The sequence below is a fragment of the Micromonospora sp. NPDC049044 genome, from assembly GCF_040649215.1.
GTDB lineage: Bacteria > Actinomycetota > Actinomycetes > Mycobacteriales > Micromonosporaceae > Micromonospora.
Genome location: NZ_JBEZFA010000011.1, coordinates 142999 through 165522, shown reverse-complemented (window position 1 = coordinate 165522; position 22524 = coordinate 142999). Strand labels below are relative to the sequence as shown.

General features: G+C 70.1%; 27 protein-coding genes and 2 pseudogenes. 16 read left to right on the top strand and 13 right to left on the bottom strand.

Annotated features, from left to right (window positions below):
* Window positions 1-65: 65 nt before the first annotated feature.
* Window positions 66-722, bottom strand: a complete 657-nt coding sequence (locus AB0B85_RS12230; protein WP_357406434.1) for an HAD family phosphatase — start codon at window positions 720-722, stop codon at window positions 66-68.
* Between the two features lie 120 nt (window positions 723-842).
* Window positions 843-1586, bottom strand: a complete 744-nt coding sequence (locus tag AB0B85_RS12225) for a neutral zinc metallopeptidase (protein ID WP_357406384.1) — start codon at window positions 1584-1586, stop codon at window positions 843-845.
* Window positions 1587-1875: 289 nt separating this feature from the next.
* On the opposite strand from AB0B85_RS12225, the gene AB0B85_RS12220 reads away from it, so the two are divergent.
* Window positions 1876-2268 (top strand): YciI family protein, encoded by a 393-nt coding sequence (locus AB0B85_RS12220; protein ID WP_357406432.1) that lies wholly within the window; start codon window positions 1876-1878, stop codon window positions 2266-2268.
* 3 nt (window positions 2269-2271) lie between these two features.
* Window positions 2272-3525 carry a sigma-70 family RNA polymerase sigma factor gene (locus AB0B85_RS12215; protein WP_357406383.1) on the top strand — a complete coding sequence of 418 codons (1254 nt, stop codon included), beginning with the start codon at window positions 2272-2274 and terminating at the stop codon, window positions 3523-3525.
* A gap of 8 nt (window positions 3526-3533) precedes the next feature.
* Here AB0B85_RS12215 and AB0B85_RS12210 read toward each other — a convergent pair whose 3' ends face one another.
* Entirely contained in the window at window positions 3534-4634 is a 1101-nt protein-coding gene (locus AB0B85_RS12210) for an ionic transporter y4hA (RefSeq protein ID WP_357406430.1), read from the bottom strand.
* Window positions 4635-4707: 73 nt separating this feature from the next.
* On the opposite strand from AB0B85_RS12210, the gene AB0B85_RS12205 reads away from it, so the two are divergent.
* The gene (locus AB0B85_RS12205; protein WP_357406381.1) at window positions 4708-5088 is read left to right on the top strand and encodes a metalloregulator ArsR/SmtB family transcription factor; all 381 of its coding nucleotides are present in this window, start codon (window positions 4708-4710) and stop codon (window positions 5086-5088) included.
* Window positions 5085-5582: an SRPBCC family protein gene (locus AB0B85_RS12200; protein WP_357406379.1), complete on the top strand. Its 498-nt coding sequence runs from the start codon at window positions 5085-5087 to the stop codon at window positions 5580-5582. The genes AB0B85_RS12205 and AB0B85_RS12200 overlap by 4 nt, the downstream gene beginning before the upstream one ends.
* Window position 5583: 1 nt before the next feature.
* On the opposite strand, the gene mug is transcribed toward AB0B85_RS12200, so the two are convergent.
* On the bottom strand, window positions 5584-6153 hold the full coding sequence (gene mug, locus AB0B85_RS12195) for a G/U mismatch-specific DNA glycosylase (protein ID WP_357406377.1): 570 nt from the start codon (window positions 6151-6153) through the stop codon (window positions 5584-5586).
* A 74-nt stretch (window positions 6154-6227) separates the two neighbouring features.
* Between mug and AB0B85_RS12190 the strand changes: the two genes are divergently transcribed.
* The 3 genes from AB0B85_RS12190 to AB0B85_RS12180 all read left to right on the top strand — a co-directional run bounded on the left by AB0B85_RS12190 (window position 6228) and on the right by AB0B85_RS12180 (window position 11770).
* Window positions 6228-6968: a methyltransferase domain-containing protein gene (locus tag AB0B85_RS12190; protein ID WP_357406376.1), complete on the top strand. Its 741-nt coding sequence runs from the start codon at window positions 6228-6230 to the stop codon at window positions 6966-6968.
* A gap of 614 nt (window positions 6969-7582) precedes the next feature.
* A complete protein-coding gene (locus AB0B85_RS12185; protein WP_357406374.1) occupies window positions 7583-8848 on the top strand; it encodes a ThuA domain-containing protein in 1266 nt (421 codons plus the stop codon).
* An 87-nt stretch (window positions 8849-8935) separates the two neighbouring features.
* Window positions 8936-11770, top strand: a complete 2835-nt coding sequence (locus AB0B85_RS12180) for a PQQ-dependent sugar dehydrogenase (protein WP_357406372.1) — start codon at window positions 8936-8938, stop codon at window positions 11768-11770.
* 246 nt (window positions 11771-12016) lie between these two features.
* Here AB0B85_RS12180 and AB0B85_RS12175 read toward each other — a convergent pair.
* Window positions 12017-12343: pseudogene (locus AB0B85_RS12175) on the bottom strand (IS701 family transposase); the annotation flags it as partial.
* Between AB0B85_RS12175 and AB0B85_RS12170 the strand changes: the two are divergent.
* From AB0B85_RS12170 to AB0B85_RS12155, 4 genes and pseudogenes are all read left to right on the top strand, one after another.
* Window positions 12297-12830: an ATP-binding protein gene (locus tag AB0B85_RS12170; protein ID WP_357406370.1), complete on the top strand. Its 534-nt coding sequence runs from the start codon at window positions 12297-12299 to the stop codon at window positions 12828-12830. The pseudogene AB0B85_RS12175 and the gene AB0B85_RS12170 overlap by 47 nt on opposite strands.
* Window positions 12831-12936: 106 nt before the next feature.
* Window positions 12937-13161 carry a hypothetical protein gene (locus tag AB0B85_RS12165; RefSeq protein WP_357406368.1) on the top strand — a complete coding sequence of 75 codons (225 nt, stop codon included), beginning with the start codon at window positions 12937-12939 and terminating at the stop codon, window positions 13159-13161.
* A 12-nt stretch (window positions 13162-13173) separates the two neighbouring features.
* Window positions 13174-13269 (top strand): annotated as a pseudogene (locus tag AB0B85_RS12160) (HNH endonuclease); the annotation flags it as partial.
* A gap of 2 nt (window positions 13270-13271) precedes the next feature.
* The gene (locus tag AB0B85_RS12155; RefSeq protein ID WP_357406366.1) at window positions 13272-13706 is read left to right on the top strand and encodes an SMI1/KNR4 family protein; all 435 of its coding nucleotides are present in this window, start codon (window positions 13272-13274) and stop codon (window positions 13704-13706) included.
* Between the two features lie 330 nt (window positions 13707-14036).
* Here AB0B85_RS12155 and AB0B85_RS12150 read toward each other — a convergent pair whose 3' ends face one another.
* Window positions 14037-14210 (bottom strand): hypothetical protein, encoded by a 174-nt coding sequence (locus AB0B85_RS12150; protein WP_357406364.1) that lies wholly within the window; start codon window positions 14208-14210, stop codon window positions 14037-14039.
* A gap of 2 nt (window positions 14211-14212) precedes the next feature.
* On the bottom strand, window positions 14213-14797 hold the full coding sequence (locus AB0B85_RS12145; RefSeq protein ID WP_357406362.1) for a hypothetical protein: 585 nt from the start codon (window positions 14795-14797) through the stop codon (window positions 14213-14215).
* Window positions 14798-14919: 122 nt separating this feature from the next.
* Between AB0B85_RS12145 and AB0B85_RS12140 the strand changes: the two genes are divergently transcribed.
* Entirely contained in the window at window positions 14920-15864 is a 945-nt protein-coding gene (locus AB0B85_RS12140) for an NAD(P)-dependent oxidoreductase (protein ID WP_357406360.1), read from the top strand.
* Window positions 15865-15932: 68 nt separating this feature from the next.
* Entirely contained in the window at window positions 15933-16856 is a 924-nt protein-coding gene (locus AB0B85_RS12135) for a hypothetical protein (protein ID WP_357406358.1), read from the top strand.
* 142 nt (window positions 16857-16998) lie between these two features.
* Here the strand turns inward: AB0B85_RS12135 and AB0B85_RS12130 are convergent, their stop codons facing one another.
* Together AB0B85_RS12130 and AB0B85_RS12125 are read right to left on the bottom strand one after the other, a co-directional pair.
* On the bottom strand, window positions 16999-17448 hold the full coding sequence (locus AB0B85_RS12130) for a GNAT family N-acetyltransferase (RefSeq protein ID WP_357406356.1): 450 nt from the start codon (window positions 17446-17448) through the stop codon (window positions 16999-17001).
* A gap of 107 nt (window positions 17449-17555) precedes the next feature.
* Window positions 17556-17996, bottom strand: coding sequence for a VOC family protein (locus AB0B85_RS12125; RefSeq protein WP_357406354.1), 441 nt, complete (start codon window positions 17994-17996; stop codon window positions 17556-17558).
* Window positions 17997-18339: 343 nt separating this feature from the next.
* Between AB0B85_RS12125 and AB0B85_RS12120 the strand changes: the two genes are divergently transcribed.
* The gene (locus tag AB0B85_RS12120) at window positions 18340-18834 is read left to right on the top strand and encodes a GNAT family N-acetyltransferase (RefSeq protein ID WP_357406352.1); all 495 of its coding nucleotides are present in this window, start codon (window positions 18340-18342) and stop codon (window positions 18832-18834) included.
* Window positions 18835-18895: 61 nt separating this feature from the next.
* Here the strand turns inward: AB0B85_RS12120 and AB0B85_RS12115 are convergent, their stop codons facing one another.
* The 3 genes from AB0B85_RS12115 to AB0B85_RS12105 are packed head-to-tail and all read right to left on the bottom strand — an operon-like array spanning window position 18896 to window position 20582.
* Entirely contained in the window at window positions 18896-19804 is a 909-nt protein-coding gene (locus AB0B85_RS12115; RefSeq protein WP_357406350.1) for an alpha/beta hydrolase, read from the bottom strand.
* Complete coding sequence (locus AB0B85_RS12110) at window positions 19797-20264, bottom strand: hypothetical protein (RefSeq protein WP_357406349.1); 468 nt, start codon at window positions 20262-20264, stop codon at window positions 19797-19799. Before AB0B85_RS12110 ends, AB0B85_RS12115 begins: the two co-directional genes overlap by 8 nt.
* 51 nt (window positions 20265-20315) lie before the next feature.
* Window positions 20316-20582 carry a hypothetical protein gene (locus tag AB0B85_RS12105; RefSeq protein WP_357406347.1) on the bottom strand — a complete coding sequence of 89 codons (267 nt, stop codon included), beginning with the start codon at window positions 20580-20582 and terminating at the stop codon, window positions 20316-20318.
* Window positions 20583-20683: 101 nt separating this feature from the next.
* Between AB0B85_RS12105 and AB0B85_RS12100 the strand changes: the two genes are divergently transcribed.
* Both AB0B85_RS12100 and AB0B85_RS12095 read left to right on the top strand, forming a co-directional pair.
* Entirely contained in the window at window positions 20684-21442 is a 759-nt protein-coding gene (locus tag AB0B85_RS12100) for an ATP-grasp domain-containing protein (protein ID WP_357406345.1), read from the top strand.
* Between the two features lie 161 nt (window positions 21443-21603).
* Window positions 21604-21756: a hypothetical protein gene (locus AB0B85_RS12095; protein ID WP_357406343.1), complete on the top strand. Its 153-nt coding sequence runs from the start codon at window positions 21604-21606 to the stop codon at window positions 21754-21756.
* A gap of 81 nt (window positions 21757-21837) precedes the next feature.
* Here the strand turns inward: AB0B85_RS12095 and AB0B85_RS12090 are convergent, their stop codons facing one another.
* On the bottom strand, window positions 21838-22071 hold the full coding sequence (locus tag AB0B85_RS12090) for a hypothetical protein (RefSeq protein WP_357406341.1): 234 nt from the start codon (window positions 22069-22071) through the stop codon (window positions 21838-21840).
* Between the last annotated feature and the right edge of the window lie 453 nt (window positions 22072-22524).

The following is a 22524-nucleotide window of genomic DNA, read 5'->3' as shown; positions in this document are numbered from 1 at the left end:
CGCTCGGCACGTGCGAGCGGGGGCGTCGGCCGTTCCGGGTGCCATCCGCGGACCGTGCCGGCCGCTCAGCCCGTCGCCGCGGTCCGGTCGGCAAGCAGCGCCGCGAGCAGACCCAGGTCCACGTCGGCCAGGCTCCGCACCTGGTGTACGCCGACAGTGCGCGCGAGCGCCACCTCCGCCGGTACGGCAAGCACCGCCGCGCCGGAGGCGAGCGCGCTGGCCACCCCGGTCGGCGAGTCCTCGATCGCCACGCAACGCTCGATCGGCACGCCCAGCAGCCGGGCGGCGGTCAGGTAGGGCTCGGGGTGCGGTTTGGCCGCGACGACCTCGTCGCCGGCGACCACTGTGTCGAAGTTGTCCCGGCCCAGGGTGTCCAGGGCGATCTCGACAAGCGCCCGGGGGCTGGAGGTGACAAGCGCGCTGGGGATTCCCGCCGCGCGGACCGCGCGTAGCAGCTCGAACGCGCCGGGCCGCCAGGGCAGACCGGTGCGGAACAGCTCCAGGATCCGGGCGTTGATCAACGCCGCGCTGATCTCCGGATCCCGTTCGGGCTGCCCCAGGTCGTCGTGCAGGATGCGCATCGACTCGGCCATGGCGGTGCCGACGATCGACCGACGGGCGTCCTCGGACAGCTCCCCGCCGTACTCACGGGCGAGTTCCTGCAGCGCGACGTCCCACAGCTTCTCGCTGTCGACGAGCGTGCCGTCCATGTCGAAGAGCACGGCGGCGGGGTGGTGGCTGCTCAGCGGATCCTCCAGGGTCGTGTCCGACACCGGCGATCCTGCCAGGCCAGGTCACCGCCGGTGGCCGCGACGGGCACCGGCGTGATCCGGGCAACCCGCTCAGCCCAGGTCGCAGGCCGCAAGTGAGCGCTCGTAGCCCCGGAAGAACGAGTCGGTGCGCTGCTCGGCGGTGCCGTGCGACCCCTCCGCGAACCACGGCTGATCCGGGTCGTCGCCGACGGCCGCCAACCCTTCGCGGAACTCGTCGAGGTCACCTTCGGCCAGGGTCAGGGCCTCGGCGCGCACCGAGTCGCCGAGGTACGCACCGGCCATGCAGTCCGCCTGCAACTCCTGCTGGATGGTGAAGCTGTAGTTGATGCCGAGCCGCACCTGGATGCCGTGGGCGTACTCGTGGCCGAGCAGGTAGAACACGAACGCGTCACCGACCTGGCGGAACGCCGCTACCGACCAGGCGACGTCGTACGCGATGAAGTCGCCCTGCGAGCAGTAGACGGCGTTGTTGCGGGGCAGCGGCTGGCCCCCGCACGACACCTCACCCGCCCGTTGGTAGGGGGTGATCCGCCGGATCGGTTGGAACCGCTGCCCGGACTCCTTGAACTGGGCCGCCCAGTACCGCTCGGCGACGTCCTGTGCGTCGGCGACGTCCTGCTTGAACTCGGCGACGCTTGTGGTGCTGTCGGCCCGGGTGGTGCTCGGCGCCGGAGCTGCCGGCGACCGGTCCCGGGTGGGACTCTCACCCGCCGGCTCGGCCAGCCCGCCGCCGGCGCAGGCGAGCGACACCAGGGCGGCGATCACCAGACCCGCCAACGGGCCTCGGACGTTGTGTCCCGACAGTGCCCCCACTGTGCCTCCCCTGGCGTCGGTCCTGCCCTGACGCAGTACCCCGACGATACGACCGCCACGCACCACTTCCACGCACACCAGCGCCACATGGTTCACCCCGGAACCGCCTCCCTCCCCCGTGATCAAGAGGTCGGCGTCACGACACGCCGGTCGGCATGACGCGAGCCTCTTGATCACCGGGGCGGAGACTGGGGTGGGTGGGTGTCCGGGTGGGGGGTTGGGCTTCGACGTTTCTGGTGGGCGGCACCGGAGGCGGTGCCGGCGACAGGAGGGAACACCCGTGAAGTACATGATTCTGCTGTTCGGCTCGCAACAGGACTACGACGTGCTGTCCGGTCGGGCGACCGACCGGCCGGCCATGTCGGCCGAGCAGGTCGCGGCGATGCACACGCACATGGAGACCGTGCACCAGGCGCTGGCCGAGTCCGGGGAGTTGGTCGACGCGCGCGGCCTGAGTGCGCCGGCACACGCCCGCCGGGTGCAGGTGCGTGCGGGCGCACCCGTGGTCACCGACGGCCCGTACCCGGAGACGCAGGAGGTCCTCGCGGGTTACACGATCGTGGAGTGCGCCAGCTTCGACCGGGCCACCGAGATCGCCGCCGGCCTGGTCGACCCGGACGCGCCCGGCGGTTACGTGGACGTGCGGCCGGTGCTGGACGGCGTCGAGGACCTGGCCGGCTGACAGGTGTCTGAGCTGCCCGTCGAGGACCTGCTGCGCGAACTGGCGCCGCAGGTCCTCGGCGCGCTGGTGCGCCGCTACGGGCACTTCGACACCGCCGAGGACGCCGTGCAGGAGGCACTGATCGCCGCAACGGACCGGTGGCCGCGCGACGGCGTACCGGAGAGTCCCCGTCGCTGGTTGATCACCGTGGCGTCCCGCCGGCTGACCGACCTGCTGCGCCACGAGCAGGCCCGGATGCGGCGGGAGGACAGGGTGGCCCGGTGGGCGCTGCCGGAGCAGTGGCGCGCCCCGGCGGCCGATCAACCGCCGGCGGACGCCGACGACACGCTCATCCTGCTGTTCCTCTGCTGCCATCCGGCCCTCTCACCGGCATCGCAGATCGCGCTCACGCTGCGCGCGGTGGGTGGGCTGAGCACCGCCGAGGTGGCCCGCGCGTTCCTGGTGCCGGAGGCGACGATGACCCGGCGGATCAGCCGGGGAAAGCAGCGGATCCGCGACACCGGGTTGCGGTTCGCGCCGCCCACCGGCGCGGAGCGCGTCGACCAGCTCGCCGCCGTGCTGCACGTGCTTTACCTGATCTTCACCGAGGGGTACGCGCGCACGGCCGGCCCCGGCTTGCTGCGCGCCGACCTGAGCGCCGAGGCGATCCGGCTGGCCCGCCTCATGCACCGGCTGCTACCGGAGGACGCGGAGGTCACCGGCCTGCTCGCGTTGATGCTGCTCACCGACGCCCGCGCTCCGGCCCGGATCGGCCCGCACGGCGAGTTGGTGCCGATGGCCGAGCAGGACCGCGGCCGATGGCGGGCCGAGCAGATCGCCGAGGGGGTCGCGCTGATCACCGCGGCGCTACCGGGCGGGGTGGTCGGGGCGTACCAGGTACAGGCCGCGATCGCCGCCGTGCACGACGAGGCGCCCCGCGCGCAGGACACCGACTGGGCGCAGATCACCGCCCTGTACGAGGTGCTGCTGGGCATCTGCGACAACCCGGTGGTGGCGCTGAACCATGCCGTGGCGGTGGCGATGAGCAGGGGCGCGTCGGCCGGCCTGGCGCTGCTCGCCGGCCTGGCGGGCGACGTCCGCCTCGCCGACGATCCCCGACTCCCGGCCGCCCGCGCCCACCTGTGGGAGATGGTCGGTGAGCGGGATGCGGCACGGGAGGCGTACCGGATGGCGGCGGCGCGCTCGACGAACCTGGCGCAGCAGCGCTACCTGAACGCCCGCGCGGACCGCCTGGCGGCGGGTGACGGATCGCGGTGACGGCGGGGTCAGGGGCTCGCGGCCAGGAAGACGAAGGCGGCGAGCAACACCAGGTGGACGCCGCCCTGGAGGACGTTGGCCCGGCCCGGCACGACGGTGAGCACCGCGGTCACCGCGGTCAGCGCGAGCAGGGCGAGCTGGGTGCCGCCGAGGCCGAGCAGCAGGGGGCCGTCCAGCCAGATCGAGGCGATGGCGATGACCGGGATGGTCAGGCCGATGCTTGCCATCGCGGAACCGAGCGCGAGGTTCAGACTTATCTGTACGCGGTCGCGGCGCGCGGCGCGGGCGGCAGCGAGGGTCTCCGGCAGCAGCACCAGCAGGGCGATGATCACACCGACGAACGCGTGCGGCAGGTTCGCGGCGGCGACGCCGGCCTCGATTGTCGGTGAGACGGTCTTCGCGTCGCCCACCACCGCGATCAACGCCACCAGCAGCAGCCCCAGGCTGATCAGCGCCGCGCGGGTCGTCGGTGGCTTGGCGTGCTCCTCGGCGTCGATCACCTGGCCCTGACTGTCGACCGGCAGGAAGTAGTCGCGGTGCCGGCCGGTCTGCACGAGCACGAACAGCCCGTACAGGGCCAGCGACGCGACGGCGGCGAAGGTGAGTTGGGCCGGGCTGAACTCCGGGCCGGGCCGGGCCGTGGTGAAGGTCGGGATGACCAGACTCAGCGTGGCCAGGGTGACCACGGTGGCCAGCGCACCGCCGGTGCCCTCCGGATTGAACACGGCGACGCGTCGGCGCAGCGCCCCGAGCAGCAACGACAGGCCGAGGATGCCGTTACAGGTGATCATGACAGCGGCGAACACTGTGTCGCGGGCGAGCGACTGGGTCTTCTCCGGGCCGCTGATCATCAGCGTGACGATGAGGGCGACCTCGATCACGGTGACCGCGACGGCGAGCACCAGTGAGCCGTAGGGCTCTCCCACCCGGTGGGCGACCACCTCCGCGTGGTGCACGGCCGCGAGCACCGCGCCGCCGAGCAGCACCGCGACCACCACGATGACGGGCCCGGGCAGACTCCGCCCCCAGGTGACGATCAGCACGAGCACGGCGAGCACGGGTACGGCGACGGTCCAGTCGGTCATCCGGGAGCGAAACAGGGTGGCCATGTCGTACAGCGTGCCAGGCCAGCTGATCATGTGCCCACCATCGACGCAGCCGGGTTCCCCATACCCGTAACCCATGGGTTACGCTTTCGGGGTGGATGAGGTGGCCAGCGCGATCGCGGACCCGGTGCGCCGGCACATCCTGACCATGCTGCGCGACGAACCCCTCTCCGCCGGTGACATCGCCAAACGGTTCGCGATCAGTCGACCCGCGGTCAGCCGCCACCTGCGGGTGCTGCGCGAGAGCGGCCTGCTCCGCGACGAGCTGGTCGGTCGCCAGAGGTTCTACCGCCTCGACCCCGGCCCGCTCGCCCCGCTGGCCGAGTGGCTGGCCGGGCTCGCCGGCGACAACAGGTGGGAGCGGCGCCTCGACGCGCTGGAAACCGAGATCTACCGCACCCGCCGAGAGCGCCGCGCTCGCGGCCCGGTGGAACACCGAAGGGAGCACACGGCATGACGCGCACACCCGCCGGACGCCTGTTTCGCACCGCCACCGGCCACGATCTTGTCCTCACCCGGACCTTCCGCGCCCCGGCGGCGGACGTCTGGGCCAGCCTGACCGAGTCGGAACGCACGGCCCGGTGGTTCGGCCCGTGGGAGGGCGACGCCGCGCCCGGACGGACCATCCGGATCCAGATGGCCTACGAGGAGGGGCAGCCCTGGTGTGAGGTCCACATCGACGCGTGCGAGCCCCAGCGACGCCTCGCCGTATCGATGATGGACAGCTACGGCACCTGGCGGCTGGACCTGGCGCTCACCGAGACCGACGGCACCACCGAACTGCGGTTCGTCCAGCACCTCACAAGCGTGGCGGGCATCGCCGAGGTCGGCGCCGGCTGGGAGTACTACCTGGACCTGCTCGTCGCCTCCCGGGACGGCTCGTCCCGGCCCGAGTTCGACGAGTACCACCCCGCCATGCAGGCCTACTACCAGGGGCTGGCGACCGACTGACCTAGGGGCCGGTCTCGCGGCGCAGCCTGGCGAACTCGGCGGTCAACGCCGGCAGCGGAAAGTGCGCGTTCAGGCCACTGGGGTTGGGCAGCACCCACACCCGCGACGGGCCCAGCCGGTCCGGCTGCGGGCCCAGCCCGGCCTTCGGCCGAACGAAGGCGATCCGGTAGGCGGTCACCCCGAGAATCGCCACCCAGCGCGGTTGGTACCGCTCGGTCTTCACCGCGAGCCCGGTCACCCCGGCCACCAACTCCGCCGAGGTCAACTCGTCGGCGCGGGCGGTGGCCCGGTTGCTGAGGCTGGTGACGCCCAGCCCCTTCCGCAGCAACTCGTCGTGTTCCCACGGCTGCAACTCACGGTCGGTGAAACCGGCGCCGTGCAGGGCCGGCCAGAACCGACTGCCCCGACGAGCGAAGGGCAGCCCCACGGCGGCGGAGTAGAGACCCGGGTTGAAGCCGCAGAACAGCACCCGCAGGCCGGGCCCGATCACGTCGGCCAGGCCCCGGCCAGCCGCCGCCGCCACCTCCTGCGGGGTCGGCCGCCGAAACGGCCCCGGCCGCCGCGCGTCCACCCCACCGATTCTGCCGTACCCGGGGGCGCCGGACCCGGCGCGCGCCGACGATCACCGTTTGACACCCTCATCGGATGCCGACCGACCACCTCGCCACCAGTCGCTACCGGCGGATGCGCTGGAACACCCCGCTGTCCGAGGAGCACGCGGCGCTGCTGCTCCAGCGACTCGAGGTCCACCCCGGGGCGCGCGTACTCGATCTGGGCTGCGGTTGGGGCGAGTTGCTGCTGCGGGCGGTCACCGCCGGAGGCGTCGCCGGCCCGGTCGCGACGAGGGGCGTCGGCGTCGACACCGACGACGCCGTGCTCACCCGGGGGCGGCGGCTGGCCGCGGATCGGTCGCTGAGCCGGCATGTCGCCTTCGTGATGGGGGACGTGGCGGCCTGGCAGGAGCCGGCCGACCGGGTCCTCTGCATCGGCTCGGCGCACGCGTTCGGCGGCACCCGGGCCGCGCTCGACGCGCTCGCCGCCGTGGTACGGCCCGGGGGCAGGCTCCTGTTCGGCGACGCGTACTGGGACCGTCCACCGACCCCGCAGGTCGAACAGATCTTCGGCACGGAAGTCACGGCGCTCCCGGAGTTGGTCGAGGCCGCCCGCGAGCGTGGCTGGCGGGTGCTGCACGTGAGCACCGCCGACCAACGGGAGTGGGACGACTTCGAGTCCACCTGGCTCGCGGGCCGGCAGGAGTGGCTGCTGGCGTACCCGGAGGATCCCCGCGCGGCCGAGGTCCGCGCGGAACTCGACGACCGGTTGCGCGAGTACGTCGGTGGCTACCGGGGCATCCTCGGTCTCGCCTACCTCGTGCTCGGTCGCTGACCGCCCGCGTTGCCGCCGCTGCCCGCCGGCGCCCTCCAGACGGTCGCCCTCGGGACCGCACGACGGCCGCGGGAGCTGGAACGGTCCCCGGCCGAACCGACGGCGCGGCTTCGATCGCTGTCGAATCGTCGCACCTTGCCATCGTCACCGACCCGGAGACGATCGCCGATCTCATCCTCCGGTCGGGCCGGGGCAACCGCGCGCACGGGTCGGCCGGCCGCCCGACGCGCGGCCGGGTAGGTGGGTAAACCAGCAGCGCCGCGCGTTGTCCGGCGCGAACGTCTCGTCCTAGTGGGTGGACCTGCCGCCGACCACGCGACGTGCCGCACCGCCTGCGCCGGCCGCACCGGCGGGCACCCGGGCCGGAGCGGGTGGGCTTGACGAGGGCAAGACATCGGAGGTTTACTGCCTCAGCGATACCAGTCGATACAATCGGACCGTCCACAGTGTCGGCCGGGGTGACCGACTGGCGCAGCGCCCCATCCTCCATCACCCCACCACCCCCGCACCACCTCAGCCGAGCATCGGCGGCCCGGCTTCCGCACCACCGCCACTGCGGCCCCGGCCTGCCCCGTGCACAGCCTGAGGTCGACGCTCAGCAGAGGAGCACGTCCATGCGTTCCCGTCCCCGTTTGTTGGCCTTCGTCATCGGCTTGGCCGTGTTGATGGCCAGCCTGCTAGTCCTTCCCACACCGTCCTCGGCCGCGCCGCTGACCAAGGTCCTGGTGTTCAGCAAGACCGCCGGCTTCCGCCACTCGGCCATCCCCAACGGCATCGCCGCCATCCAGCAGCTGGGCTCGGCCAACGGCTTCAGCGTGACAGCGACCGAGGACGCCAACCAGTTCACCACCTCCAACCTGGCCCAGTACCAGGCGGTGGTCTTCATGTCGACCACCGGCGACGTCCTCAACTCCAGCCAGCAGACGGCCTTCGAGCAGTACATCGCCGCCGGCGGTGGGTACGTCGGCGTGCACGCCGCGGCCGACACCGAGTACAGCTGGCCGTGGTACGGCCAACTGGTCGGGGCGTGGTTCGACTCGCACCCGGCGATCCAGACCGCGACCGTGAAGATCGAGGACCGGAGCAACCCGTCGACCGCGCACCTCGGCGCCACCTGGGTCCGCTCCGACGAGTGGTACAACTACCGCACCAACCCCCGGTCCAGCGCGCGGGTCCTCGCCAGCCTCGACGAGTCGTCCTACAGCGGCGGCAACATGAACGGCGACCACCCGATCACCTGGTGCAAGGCGTTCGGCGGCGGCCGGGCCTGGTACACGGGTCTCGGGCACACCGAGGCGTCGTACACCGACCCGAACTTCACCCGGATGCTGCTCGGTGGCCTGCAGGTCGCCGCGGGTTCGGTGAGCGCCAACTGCTCGCCGGGGACGGACCCGACGACCCCGCCGCCCACGACGGCCCCGCCGACCACCGCCCCGCCGACCACTCCCCCGCCCACGACGGCCCCGCCGACCACCCCGCCGCCGGCCGCCACCGGTTCCACCCTGCGGGCCCGCGCCAACAACCAGTACGTGAGCGCGCCGAACGCCACCACCGCGCTGATCGCCAACAAGAGCTCCGCCGGCACCAGCGAGCGGTTCGAACTGGTAAGCCTCGCCAACGGCAACGTCGCGCTGAAGGCCAAGAGCAACGGGCAGTTCGTCGCGGCGGAGAACGCCGGGGCGTCCGCGCTGATCGCCAACCGGGCCAGCGCCGGCGCGTGGGAGACGTTCCAGCTGATCCGCAACTCCGACGGCACGGTAAGCCTGCGGGCGACGGTGAACAGCCGGTACGTGGCCGCTGACAACGGAGGCGCCTCCCCGCTGATCGCCAACCGGACCGCCATCGGTCAGTGGGAGAAGTTCGACCTCGTCACCAACTGACCGCGCCGCGGTTCGCTCCTCACCACCCTCACCTGGTCGTGGTGCGCCCCCGCGCGCCCGTCCCCCGGTCGTCGAGAAAGGACGATCATGCTCTCGTACCCCCGGCGCTGGTCCCGGGCACTCGTCGCGGCGGTCACCACCGTCGCGAGTGTGGCCCTGGCCGTGGCCGCACCCTCCACCGCCGCCCAGGCGGTGGTGATCCCCGCCAGCGATTACCAACAGATCAAACTCGCCACCGGCTCGGCGGAGCTGGGTGAGGCCATGTCCCTGGCCGTGCTGCCCAACCGTTCGGTGCTGCACACCGCCCGCAACGGCGTGCTGCGGGTGACCGACGTGGCCGGCAACACCAAGGTCTCCGGCACCCTGTCGGTCTACACCCACGACGAGGAGGGGTTGCAGGGCGTCGCCGTCGACCCCAACTTCGCCACCAACCGGTGGATCTACCTGTACTACTCGCCCACGCTGAGCACCCCGTCCGGGGACGCCCCCACCACCGGTTCGCAGTCGGACTGGGACCGGTGGAAGGGGCACCTGCGGTTGTCGCGGTTCACCCTCAACAGCGACGACACGCTCAACCTGAGCAGCGAGAAGATCGTGCTCCAGGTCGCCAACGACCGTGGGCAGTGCTGCCACGTCGGCGGTGACCTGGACTTCGACGCCGCCGGCAACCTGTACCTGACCACCGGCGACGACACCAACCCGTTCGAGTCGTCGGGCTACGCGCCGCTTGACGAGCGGACCAACCGCAACCCGCAGTTCGACGCCCAGCGCTCGGCGGGCAACACCAACGACCTGCGGGGCAAGCTGCTGCGAATCAAGCCGCAGGCCGACGGGACGTACACGATCCCGTCGGGCAACCTGTTCGCGCCCGGCACTGCCAACACCCGTCCCGAGATCTACGCGATGGGTATGCGCAACCCCTTCCGGATGAGCGTGGACAAGGCCACCGGCGTCGTCTACGTCGGTGACTACGGCCCGGACGCGGGAAGCACCAACTCCAGCCGGGGCCCGCAGGGTCAGGTCGAGTTCAACCGGATCACGGCGCCGGGCAACTACGGCTGGCCGTACTGCACCGGCAGCAACACCAGCAACGAAACATACAACGAATACACCTTCCCGTCCGGGCCGTCGCAGTCGAAGTACAACTGCTCGGGCGGGCCGACGAACAACTCGTTCCGCAACACCGGCCTACAGACCCTGCCCGCGGCGAAGCCGGCCTGGATCAAGTACGCCGGCGACTCCGGTTCACCGTCGGAGTTCGGCAGCGGCTCCGAGTCGCCGATGGCCGGGCCGGTCTACCGGTACGACGCCTCGCTCAACTCCAGCGTCAAGTTCCCGCAGTCGCTCAACGGCCTGTTCTTCGCCGGTGAGTACGGCCGTCGCTGGATCAAGCCCATCGCCGTCAACGCCGACGGCTCGCGCGGAGAGATCTCCAGCTTCCCGTGGAGCGGCACGCAGGTCATGGACATGGCCTTCGGCCCGGACGGCGCGCTCTACGTGCTCGACTACGGCACCGGCTCGAACAACCAGGCGCTGTTCCGGATCGAGTACATCGGTGGGGGTAACCGCAACCCGATCGCTGTCGCCTCGGCCAACCCCACCTCGGGCGCCAATCCGCTTACCGTCAACTTCTCCTCGGCCGGCAGCTCCGACCCCGAAGGTGGCTCGCTGAGCTACCTGTGGACGTTCGGTGACGGCACCACGTCGACGGCGGCCAACCCGACGAAGACGTACACCACGAACGGCACCTACTCCCCCACTCTGAAGGTCACCGACCCGACCGGCCTCACCGGCACGGCGAGCCTGGTCATCACCGTGGGCAACACGGCGCCGACGGTGACGCTGACCTCGCCCGTCGACGGTCAGCTGTTCAGCTTCGGCGACACCGTGCCGTACCAGATCTCGGTGAGCGACCCGCAGGACGGCACTATCGACTGCACCAAGGTGAGCCTGACCTACGCGCTGGGCCACGACAGTCACGCCCACCAGATCACCTCGAAGACCGGGTGCAGCGGCTCGATCACCGTCCCGACCGACGGTGAGCACGACTCCGCAGCGAACATCTACGGGGTCTTCGACGCCGCCTACACCGACAACGGCGGGTTGACCACGCACAACATCAGGACGCTGCAGCCGAAGCACCGCCAGGGTGAGCACTTCGGCGCCCAGTCCGGTGTCCAGGCGACCGACCACACCAGCGCCGAGGGTGGTCGCACTGCCGGGTTCATCGAGAACAACGACTGGATCTCGTACCAGCCGTACAACCTGTCGAACGCCAACCGCATCACCGTGCGGGCGTCGTCGGCCGGCGCCGGTGGCACGATCGAGGTCCGGGCCGGTTCGGCCACCGGCAGCCTGCTGGGCACCGTCACGGTGCCGGTGACCGGCAACTGGGAGACCTTCACCGAGGTGTCCGGCACGATCAGCAACCCGCCGTCCGCGTCGACCACGCTGTACCTGGTGTTCAAGGGCGGCTCCGGCTACCTGTTCGACGTTGACGCGTTCACCTTCACCACCGGCACCGGCGGCAGCACGCCGGTGAGCACCCTGCGGGCGCAGATCAACAGCCAGTACGTGTCGGCGGTCGGCTCCACCGCGTTGATCGCCAACAAGGCCAGCGTCGGCAGCACCGAGCAGTTCGACAGGGTGGACGCCGGCAACGGCAACATCGCGCTGCGGTCGCGGGCCAACGGGCTCTACGTCTCGGCCGCGAGCTCGGGCGCCAACCCGTTGGTCGCCAACGCCACGTCGATCGGGTCGTGGGAGACGTTCCAGCTCATCACGAACTCGGATGGGACGGTGAGCCTGCGCGCCACCGTCAACAACCAGATCGTGTGTGCCGAGAACGCCGGGGCCGGTTCCCTGATCGCCAACCGGACGTCGGTGGGGGCCTGGGAGAAGTTCGTCCTGACCACCGGCTGAGTGGCACTACCCGGCCTGATCGACGGCCGGGTCGCCGAACGGCGGGAATCCGGGGTGGGCGGTGCGAACCGCCCGCCCCGTTCTCGTGTGCCGGTGCCGTTGACCCCGGCGGACTCCTAGTAGTGCTTTGTTAGGTTCTGTGGCGTTTGTTGCGGTGTAAGGGTTTCACGGGTTGGTGGCAGGTGATGCAGGCGCCGGTCCAGGTCGCGAGGAGGCGTTGCAGCTCGCGGATGACCGTGTAGAGGGTCAGGCCGGCGCAGCCGCTCTTGGGTCCAGGCGTAGTTCCGTGATGAACAGGTGCGCGGCGGTGACGAGGGTGACGTGGCGGTGCCAGCCGATGAAGGAGCGGCCTTCGAAGTGGTCCAGGCCGAGGCCGGTCTTCAGTTCGCGGTAGTCGTGTTCGATGCGCCAGCAGATCTTGCCGTAGCGGATCAGGTCGGGCCATTGGGCGATCAGCCACCGCTGCGGCAGGGTGCCGTCGGTGGCGCGGGCGACGCGGTGTCCGGCTGGGCGTACTCGTAGGAAGATGAACTGGGAACTCATCGTGCCCTTCGAGCCTTCCCGCCAGGTGATCGTTTCCGTGGCGGGACGTCCGGCGGCGCGAATGTGTTCGACCAGGCTGAGCGCGGTCGACAAGAACCCGCAGGTCGACGCCGTCTACGTCAACAACCTCGCCAACCCCGCCTGGGTCCGAGCCGGCGCCCCGCTGGTCCTGGTCGGAAACTCCGGCACCGGCAAGAGCCACCTGCTTATCGGCATCGGCACCGCCATCGCCGAGCATGGCCTGCGAGTCCGTTACACCACCACCGCGAACCTGGTCAACGAACTGGCCGAAGCCCACAACGAGAAACGCCTCTCCAAGACCCTCCACCGCTACGCCCGCTACGACCTGCTCTGCCTCGACGAATTCGGATACCTCAACCTCGACCGCACCGGCGCGAAACTCCTGTTCCAGATCTTCACCGAACGCGAAGAACGCACCCTAACGCAGCGCAGCGACCCACATACAACGCACCGGCCTCGCCGACGCGGTGGAGCCCAATCAAGGTGCCGATCATGAATGCTCGCCAGCTGGTACCCAAAGAAGCTAACGATCAAGGATCGCCGATATATCCCCCGACGGCAGGTGGTGCCAGAAGAACCTGCCCGAGTGGTGCCGGTTCAACGTGCCGGAATCGTACGAGGGCAAATACTGGACCCCGAGGCTTCAGGAGAAGTATCCGGACGGGATGTGGTTCACCGACGATGGGTACCCGGACTTCGGGCCCTACATCAAGCCGCCCCGCTCACAGCACGAGGCGCACTTCGACCCGCACTTCGAGGGCAACCACGGCAGCGACTTCACCGACGCCAATCGCAAGGCCGGTCTGCCTGCCACGCCCGAAGGCTAAGCCTGGCATCATCACCAGGACACGAAGCGGATGCAGTTGGCGCCGTCGGACCTGCACGATGCCGTCAAACACGCTGGCGGCGTATCCATCATGAAGGGAAGAACGTAGGCATGGCAGTGCCCTACCTGCGCCAGGAGGCGCCCGCGTCCGAGGAGCTTGTTGCCCGCCTCGAAGGGCGACTCGGCCATCCGCTGCCTAACACCTACCGCGCCTACCTGCGCCAGCACGACGGCGGGCGGCTCGCCAACAACGACCAAGCCGTCAACACGATCTTTTCCCTCGGCGACGTGCCCGACTACGCCAGCATGTGGGACCGGCTCGACACCTACGACGGTCGAGTGCCGACGTGGCTGTTGCCGGTAGCCCGGGACGAGTACGGCAACCTCTTCACCATCTCTCTGCGCGACATCGACAACGGCTCGGTCTGGTTCTGGAACCACGAGGAAGAGGAGATGGACGACGACCTCCCGCCCACCGAGGACGACATCACCCGCGTTGCAGACAGTTGGCCGCAGTTCCTCGACGGCCTCGCCCCGGTCGGCTAAATCCGCGACGTCAGAGGGCGGTTGCCTTGCTCGCGGTGGTGGTTGATGTTGTCCCCGATGAAGGTACGCAGCCCGAGCTGGTTGGCCGTGTCTCGGTTTGTTGCGGCTGACCCGTCGAGTGCGCCGATTCGCTCCGGGTAGGCGGTCAGGTATATCTGCCGCTCGTCGTCGGATAGGCCGCGCCACCAGGCGCGTACCTCCGCCGGATTGCTGCCGGGGCTGGGATGCTGTCCTTGCTAATCCCCAGTACCGCTGCGGCGGCCTGGGCTGCGTCTTGGGCCTTGTTGTACTCCCACGTGTACTGCCCGGGCATGCTCGTCTTCAGCTGGGTCAATGCGCGGGCGATCCGGCTGTCGGCCTCGGTGCCTCGGCAACGATTTTTTCGATGAACTCGGTGTAGATGGCAGCGTTCTGCATGTCTCGGCGATGGATGAGTTCCGCGTCCGGGTCGTGCCTCGCCTCCGCGGCCATCGGTGGCACGGTGATTCGGCCGGTGTCGTCCACGGCTAGGAGTCCGCGGGCACCCCCGCCTCGAGTTGACCGATCATCGGTGCGAGCAGGTCGTTGAGCTCCCGCACCAGCACAGCTGTGGCGCGGCGGGCCGTGGTCGCGACGTCGCCATCCGGACCGTCCGGTGCCGGCGGCAGATCATCGAGCGGTACGGGAGCCTCGACCTGGAGCATCGCCCGCAGGTGCGGGCTGCGGGTCTGATCCTGCTCGGTAGGGGTCGTGTACTGGCCGAACAGCTGGGGCCAGTCACGCCAGCCGCGGTCACGCTGCCACTGTCTGGTCCAGGTCAACTCGGCCGGCCAGCGGGAGATCACCGTCACCGCGCCGACCATGCTGCCGTCCCAGGGGCTTCTCGTGCAGGTCGCCGAGACAATCCGCCGATGCCAGCGGACGAAACCCGGAGACAGATCGGTGGCGACCCGCCAGGCGGTCGCCGCGAACCCGACCGGCGAGATGTCACCCCAGCTGTCGGCGAAGTCGTCGAGCCGCCGGCGCACCTCGGCCTCGTAGCGGCCGCCCACATCGGCACCGCGCTCACGGTCGAACTGCTCGTCCAGCCAGAAGGCGCGCGGCTCAGGCATTCCCCACCCCGGATCTGTGAAGGCTTCTCAGGCACGACGCGGCACGTTCCGCGGTCAGGCACCCGTCACCGACCGTACCCGATGGCTTGACAAGCGCCGGGTTCCGGAGTGGACGATGCACCGTGCGAATCCTCGTGGTGGGTGGCAGTGGTCTGATCGGCGCTCACGTGGTCGAGGTGCTGCGCGAGCGCGGCCACGCCACCACCACTGTGGCGCGTACCGCCCGGCCGGGGGTGGATCACCTGCTCGATGTCGGGTCCGCCTCGATCGAGCAGCTGCGGCCGATGCTCGCCGGTCACGACGGGGTCGTGTACGCCACCCGCACCGACGAGCAACGGTCGTTGCCCAGACCGATCTATCCGGAGTTCCGCCGCGACAACGTCGAACCGGTGGTACGCCTGTGCACCGCCGCCCGGACCGAGGGCCTCACCCGCGCGGTGGTGATGGGGTCGTACTACACCTACTTCGACCGGTTGCACCCACAGTGGCGGCTCGGCGAGCGGCACACGTACATCAGGTGCCGGATCGAACAGGCCCGGGAGGGACGGGCCGCCGCCGGTGCGGAACTGCCGGTCGCCGTCCTCGAACTGCCCTTCGTCTTCGGCCGGGCCGGTGACCGGTTGCCGAACTGGGCGGGGCCGCTGGACCGGTGGGCCCGCTCCCGTACCCCGCTGGTAGCGCCGACCGGCGGGAGTGCCGCGGCCTCGGCGCGCAGCGTGGCGGAGGTCACGGCGGACGCGTTGGAGCAGGCCAGCGGCGCGGACATCCCGGTCGCCGACGAGAACCTCACCTGGCACGAGATGATCGGGCGCATCGCGGCGGCGGTCGGCCGCCGCCGCCGGGTGGGCCGACTACCGGCCGGTGCGGCACGGGCCGCCCTGCGACTCGGCGGCGCGTTGCAGGGCCTCGGAGGCAAGGAGTCGGGCATCAACCCCACCCACCTCGCCGACCTGCTCCTCGCTGACCTGTTCGTCGAGCCGACAACCGGCCGGTCACTGGACTCCGCGCTACGCGAGACCTTCCCGACGACAGGCGGCGGTGGTGCGGCCGGCGCGGATCGAGCGTAAGAGAATCCTACGCTCAGCCACCTCGGCCATGTATGGATCTTGCTCTTCCGGAGTGTCAGGCTGGCCGGGTGTGCGAGATCAGCGAGACGCGAATCGGCTACCCACGCGGGCAGACCGAAGGATATGGGCGTGTCCTCGCCGTGCTGCCGTACGCGGCGGCCGGTGACCCGAGCCGGGTGGTCGTGACCGACCGCACCCCGTTCCATCCGGTGGACCACACGTGGCCGGATCAGCCCGCCGACCATGGTCTGATCTCGTTCGGATCGACGGCGGTCCCGGTCGTGGACACCCAGATCCTCTCGGTCGAGTCGGCGACCGGTGAGGTGCGGATCGGGCCCGAGGTGTCCGCGCGCCGCGGTGACCCGGACCGGATTCTCGCTGTCGGGCACATCGTGAACACCGTGGACGCCGACATCGCCGGATGGGTCGGGCAGGTCGTTTCGCTCGAGGTCGACGCCGTACGCCGGGCCGCGCTGAGTGCGGCGCACACCGGCTGCCATCTGGTCGCCTTCGCGGTCAACGAGTGCCTCGACGAGTTGTGGACCAAAGACGCTCTCCGTGACTCCAGAGGGAACAGGAACTTCGACGCGGCGGCGCTCCTGGACAGCCGACACCATGTCGATGGGAGCATCGACCGGTACCGGTTGGGAAAGTCCCTCCGAAAGAGGGGGTTCAACCATCCGGCATTCATCGCCGAACTCGACGCGTACGTTCGGCGCGCCAACGACATACTCGCGACCTGGCTGGCGTCCCAGGCGGGCGTGACCGTGACCGGTAGTTCGGACCACTTCACCGCGGACCGGCTCTGGCGGTGCGACATCTCTCCACCCGCTGTCATGCCCTGCGGTGGTACGCACGTGTCCGACCTCGGGCAGATCGCCGCGATCGATATCAGTGCCCAGTTCGACGACGAGACCAACGTGCTCACCCTCGCGGCCTCGACGGTCGTGAACGCGCATCCGCGCGGCTCGACCGCCCTCGCCCCGGGCTAGGTGCCGAGGTACGTGAGCATGGCAAGCACCCGGTGGTTCGCCGCGTGGCAACTGCGCAGCCGGGACGCCTGAGCCGGCCACCCTCACGTCGAAGCTGCGATCCGTCGTCGACGCCGTGGCCGGCGGTCCGCGCAGTGCCTAGCTAGCCCTGCGATGCCGGTGGTCGGGCGAGGTACGCGGTCTTGACGTCGGCCGAGAACCCGCAGGCGCGGTAGAAGCCGTGCGTCGCGGGGTTACGCGACCCGGTCATCAGCATCGCCTTGTAGCAGCCCGCGTCCCAGGCGGCCTGGAGCGTGGCGGCCATGATCTCGCGACCCAGCCCGGTGCCGCGCCGCGACTCCTCGACCACGACGTTCTCGATGACGGCGTAGGGCGACGCGGACCGGCTGATGTTGGGGATCAGGTTGAGGTACGTCGTGGCGACGACTACCCCGTCCACATCGAGGACGAAGAGACTCAGCCCTGGTGTGCCGAGGATCTGCGCGAAGGCCGCCTCGTCGGAGCCGTCGTCGAGCACCGGATCGTCCGGGTTCAACTGTCGGTAGAGGCGGATGATCTGCGCGAAGTCGTCAGGTCGAGCCGTCCGGAACATGCCGGGAGCCTAACGACGGCGGCGGACGGGCGCTGTCCTAGCAGCGGTGGCCCGTGCGGCCGCGACGTCGCCGCGTCTGCTGGCTCCCGAGCATGACGCGACCGCTCTCAGCGAAGCTCCTCGGCCAGCCCGACGATGATGCCCTCGGGGCCACGGACGTAGCAGAGCAGAAAGATGTCCTCGTATCGCTGCACCTCACCTACCAGTTCCGCCCCGTGGCGGCGCAGCCGGGCGATCGTGTCCTCGACGTCGTCGACGGCGAACATGATCCGGCGAATGCCGAGGGTGTTCGCCGCCGCGTCCTGCGGGTCGTGGCGGACCGCCTTCGGCGTGTGGAACACGGCCAGCTCGACCTTGCCGTGACCGTCCGGGGTCCGCAGCATCGCGACCTCCTGGCGCACGCCGTCGACGCCGACGACGCGCTCCACCCACCGCCCCTCGACCGGCCCCCTGCCCTCCAACTCCATGCCGAGCTCGACGAAGAACGCGATGACGGCGTCCAGGTCCTCGACCACGATGAGGACGTTGTCCATCCGCTTGATCGCCATGCTGGTTCCCCCTGTTCCGGGTGCGGTCGCGGTGGCCGCGATCCCTTCGAGACATGCGTACCCTGTGGCCCTGCCGGTGACTGACGCTACGAGGTGACGATGCGCGAGAGACCTCATCCGCCGGATTGGACGGTCCCGCGGGCTTCCCCTGCCCACGACGCTTGTCACCCTGCTGGCCCAGGGCCGGTGGTCGCCGACCCGAGGGTGGTAGCCAGTGACTTCTGGACCGACCCCCGCCAATGCTCCTGGCGGCTGGTGACGCCCACCTTCACGCGACTCCTCGCGATGTTCGGCCTCACCTGGCCGGCACCCATCGGTCCTGGTCCTGTGGCAGGGTGTGGCGGTGCATCACGTTGATCTTCGCGCCGCCACGCCGAGCGACCTCGCGTTCCTCACCGACATGCTGGTGGAGGCCATCAACTGGCTGCCGGAACGGAACTGGTCGCGCGAGCGCATCCTGGCCGACCCCGCGCTGGCCCACTATGTCACCGGGTGGATGCGGCCGGACGACATCGGGGTGGTCGCGGTGGAGCCGGCCGGGCAACCGGTCGGCGCGGCCTGGCTGCGGCACCTGACGGCCGCTGACCCAGGTTACGGGTACGTGAGCGACGACGTGCCGGAGCTGACCATCGGCGTGGTGCAGTCGTGGCGCGGCCGGGGTGTGGGCCGGACGCTGTTGCGCGCCACCCTGGACGCCGCCCGCGCCGAAGGCATCCGGCGGGTGTCGCTGAGTGTGGAGCGGGCGAACTTCGCCGCCGGGCTCTACGCCGCCGAAGGGTTCCGCACCGTCGAGTCGTTCGAGAACGCGGACACGATGGTCGCCGAAATCCGGGCCTGACCCGCGCCGCGTCTCTGCCGTACCGGCACGTGCCCGAGGAGGTGGGCCGCCGCGGGCCGCCTCAGGCGTGAGCGTTGAGGAAGTCGGTGATGAGGGTGGCGAGCTCCTGAGGGCGTTCGGCGACCATCGCGTGGCTGGCGCCGGCGAGCTGCCGCACCCGTAGGGACGGGTTGTCCACAGTGGCGAGCCGTTCGGCGGTGACCGTGCGATACGCCTCGTACAGGTCGCGGAACGGCTGTTGTTCGGGCAGGTCCTCGGTGGCGAGAACGAGCAACAGCGGGCAGCGGACGTCGCGGTAGGCGGGCATCAGGTCAAGGGAGTCCATGGCATCGCGGAGCTGCCGGGTGAGGGCCGGACCGGGCCGCAGCCGGCTGCGGCCGTCGTCGCCGGGCACCAGGTTGCGTGCGAAGGCAGCCACCCAGTCGTCGGGTGCGGCGCCGTAGCGCTGGGCCATGGCTCGCTGACCCGCAAGCATGGCGGCCACCTGCTCGGCGGTCAGCGGTTCGGCAAGCATCGCGGCCATCCCGTCGAAGACGGCCCGCAGCTTGGCCAGCTCGGTCTCGGCCTGCTCCGGATCCAGCCCGGCGACCTGGTCCGGACGGTTCAACGGCGGATTGCCGTCGAGGCTGACGGCACCGGGGCACTCCGGGTGACGCTGCGCCCAGAGGGTGGCGAGCATGCCGCCGAGGGAGACGCCGACCACCGCTGGGGTGGTGAGGCCGAGGTGGTCGGTGACGGCGGCCAGGTCGGCCAGTACGTCGTCCCAGCGCCACCGGCCGTCTCCGGACCGGCCGTGACCGCGCAGGTCGACGGTGACCACCCGGCGGGTCGGGCGCAGGTGCTCGGCGAGGGTGGTCATCTGGGCGAGGTTGCCACCGGCGCCGTGCAGGAGCAGCAGCGGTTGTCCGGGTCCGCCGAAGTCGCGGATCGCGATGGGCACGGCCCCGGAGTCGATGATGGTCTCAGCCACGTCGGGTTCCTTCCTTGAGCAGTCGGTCGCGTACGGAGGCGGAGCGCACGCCGCCTTCGGGATGGCGGGCGAGCTTGTCGCGGGAGACCAGGTCGTGGACGCCCTGGCGGGTGATGCCGAGCATGGCGCCGGCCACCGCGTACGACACGGATTCGGCAGTCGGGTGGCCGACCCGTCGCGCGACGGTCTGGCCGAGCGGGCTGCGCCACCAGTCGAGGGGTGGGTCGAACGGTCCGTCCTCCGGGTAGAGGGTGGAGATCGCGCGCATGACCACGCCGACGGCGGCCCGGTCGTCGCCGCCGACGAGTGTGGTGGCCCAGGATCGGGCCCGCTCCCGGACGACGGCGCGTAGCGGGTCGATGGCGTCGTGGCCGTCGAGAAGGATTTCGAGCGGGTCCAGCAGACGGATATCGATCAACCGGATGAGCTGCTCGGTCAGTTCCTGGTGAGTTGGCGACATGCCGGCCCTTTCGCTACTTGACGCCTATCGTCAAGTACTTGACGGCGAGTGTCAAGCCCGGTCGGCCGGCACGCCGCCCGGCGGTGCCGCCGTCTTCCACCGAAACTGGTGGTCGGGCTCGTCGCGATACTCCAGAACGCCCGCCCGCACCAACGCGTGCAGCATGTCGAAGAGCGCCGCACCGACCGGGTCGTCCGACCAGAACACCCACTTGACCTGCAAGAACGTGCGATCCGTAAACAGGCCCACAGCCCTGCCCAACTCGTACTGGGCGCCGTCCACGTCGGTCCACCCAGCGAGAGCGTCAGCCAGACCCATGGCCACAGATCCTCGCACGCGAACAGGGCCAACCTCAGCAGCGGCGACAGCTACGGATAACGACTGTGACAGCGCCGACCGGTACGGCAGGATCCTCGTCCGTGACGCTCGTCCTGCCACCGCGACTGACCGCATCGGCCCAGCGGTTGCGCGACACCGCCCATCGACGCGGGCTGGCCACCGTGCAGCTGCCCACCTTCACGGTGCCCACCGGCATGCGAGCCGACCACCTGCACGCCGGGCCGACCTTCGCCGACGCCGTCGCCCCGCTGCTCGGGATCGCCCCGCTGGAGGCCCCACCCGGCTGGCTCGCCGGGCTGCCCCGGGACGTCACGCGCCGGGACATCACAGTTGTCACGATCGACGACGCCTACGAACTCCGTCGACCCGCATTCATCAAGTCACCCAACGACAAGACCATCCGGGCCATGATCTACACCGACGGTTCCCGCCTGCCAGGACCCGACGCCGTCGACCGACAAACTCCCGTCCTCGTCAGCGACATCGTCGACTTCACCACCGAGTACCGGCTGCACCTGCTCGACGGCGCCGTCCACGCCGCAAGCCAGTACGCCGAGCACGGCCGGCTGCGCCTCGGCCCGGCACCTGCCGACGCGCTCGCCTTCGGCGCGGACCTGGCGGCCGGATTCGGTCACACACTTCCCACCGCCATCGTGGTCGACGTGGGGACCATCGACGGCGGCTGGGCCGTCATCGAGCCGAACGCGGCCTGGGCCAGCGGAGCCTACGAGGCCGATCCCGACCTGGTGCTCGACGTCGTCCTGCGCGCCGCCGGCCCGAGGGCCACAGTCAGTGACCACGATCGCCGGTTCATCCGGCCAGCGCAGCCCACTGCCTAGACCGTCGTCTCATCCTGCCCCTGACCGGCGACGGGCGGCCCGCGATGCCCCGAGGCCGCATTCGGGAGCCACGGTCGACGACGGTGTGGTGACTCGTCGGGCAAACCGGGGCCGTCCGCCGCTGACCGCTGGTCCTGCTGCTCGGCCTTCAGTCGCTTGTGATGGCCATCGAGCAGGTCAACCGCTTCCCGCAAGCCGCACCCGCGCTGCTCACGGATCAGGACAAGCGCTTGGATGTTCCGGCCGGCCCGAACCAGCTCATCAAGATCCTGGTTATCCACTCGATCAGGATCCCCTACCGACCCGCCGGCTGAGCCGGACGCCCTCGGGTACGGGTGACAGCACCTGAGGGCGTTACCTGGCGTGGTATTGGTCAACGGTGAGGGCGTAGTCGATCAAAGCTGACGGCTCTGCTCCCTCACCTCTGCCGCGCAACTGAGCAACGACCTAGCCAGCGCCTCCGCCCGGTCCGCCGACAACCACAACGAGCCGTGTGGCACGTCGTCATCGGGACCGGCCAGCCCTTGCGTCAGAGTCTCCGCTGGCACTTCGACGTCAAGCCGAACGAAATGATGCCCCCTGCTGTAGTCGACGAAGGCATCGAGGTACCGGTCATCATCAAAGGTCACCGCCGCATGCTGCCACGACAGCGAGGCTCACCTCACCCCTCAGCCTCGCCGCTTCGTGCCGAACGCAGCTACGCTGCGTCGTCTGCTGTCATCGGTTGTCGTCCGGTGCCCTTGGGCTCGACCACGACCTCGCCTGCCACAGTGATGTGTCGTCCACAGGTGGCAGTGCACCTGCGCCCGTCACTTGGCGTTGTATTGATCGAAGGTGAGAGCGTAGACGATCAACACGGACAAGATGCCGCCTGAGCTGCCCGCTCATTGGTGATCGGTGGTCAACGTTCCCTTGCTCCCGGTCCGCCTGTGACGGCCCGCAAACGGCATGATCTTGGGGCTCCTCGGGCTCGCGACCCTCGCTTGTGTAAGTTCTGTGCGGCAGGTCCGTCCTTGTCCGGCGGCGGTCGTCAGCTCGGATTGCCCGTCCGTCTCCGCACCTGCGGGCGCGCTACCGTCCGG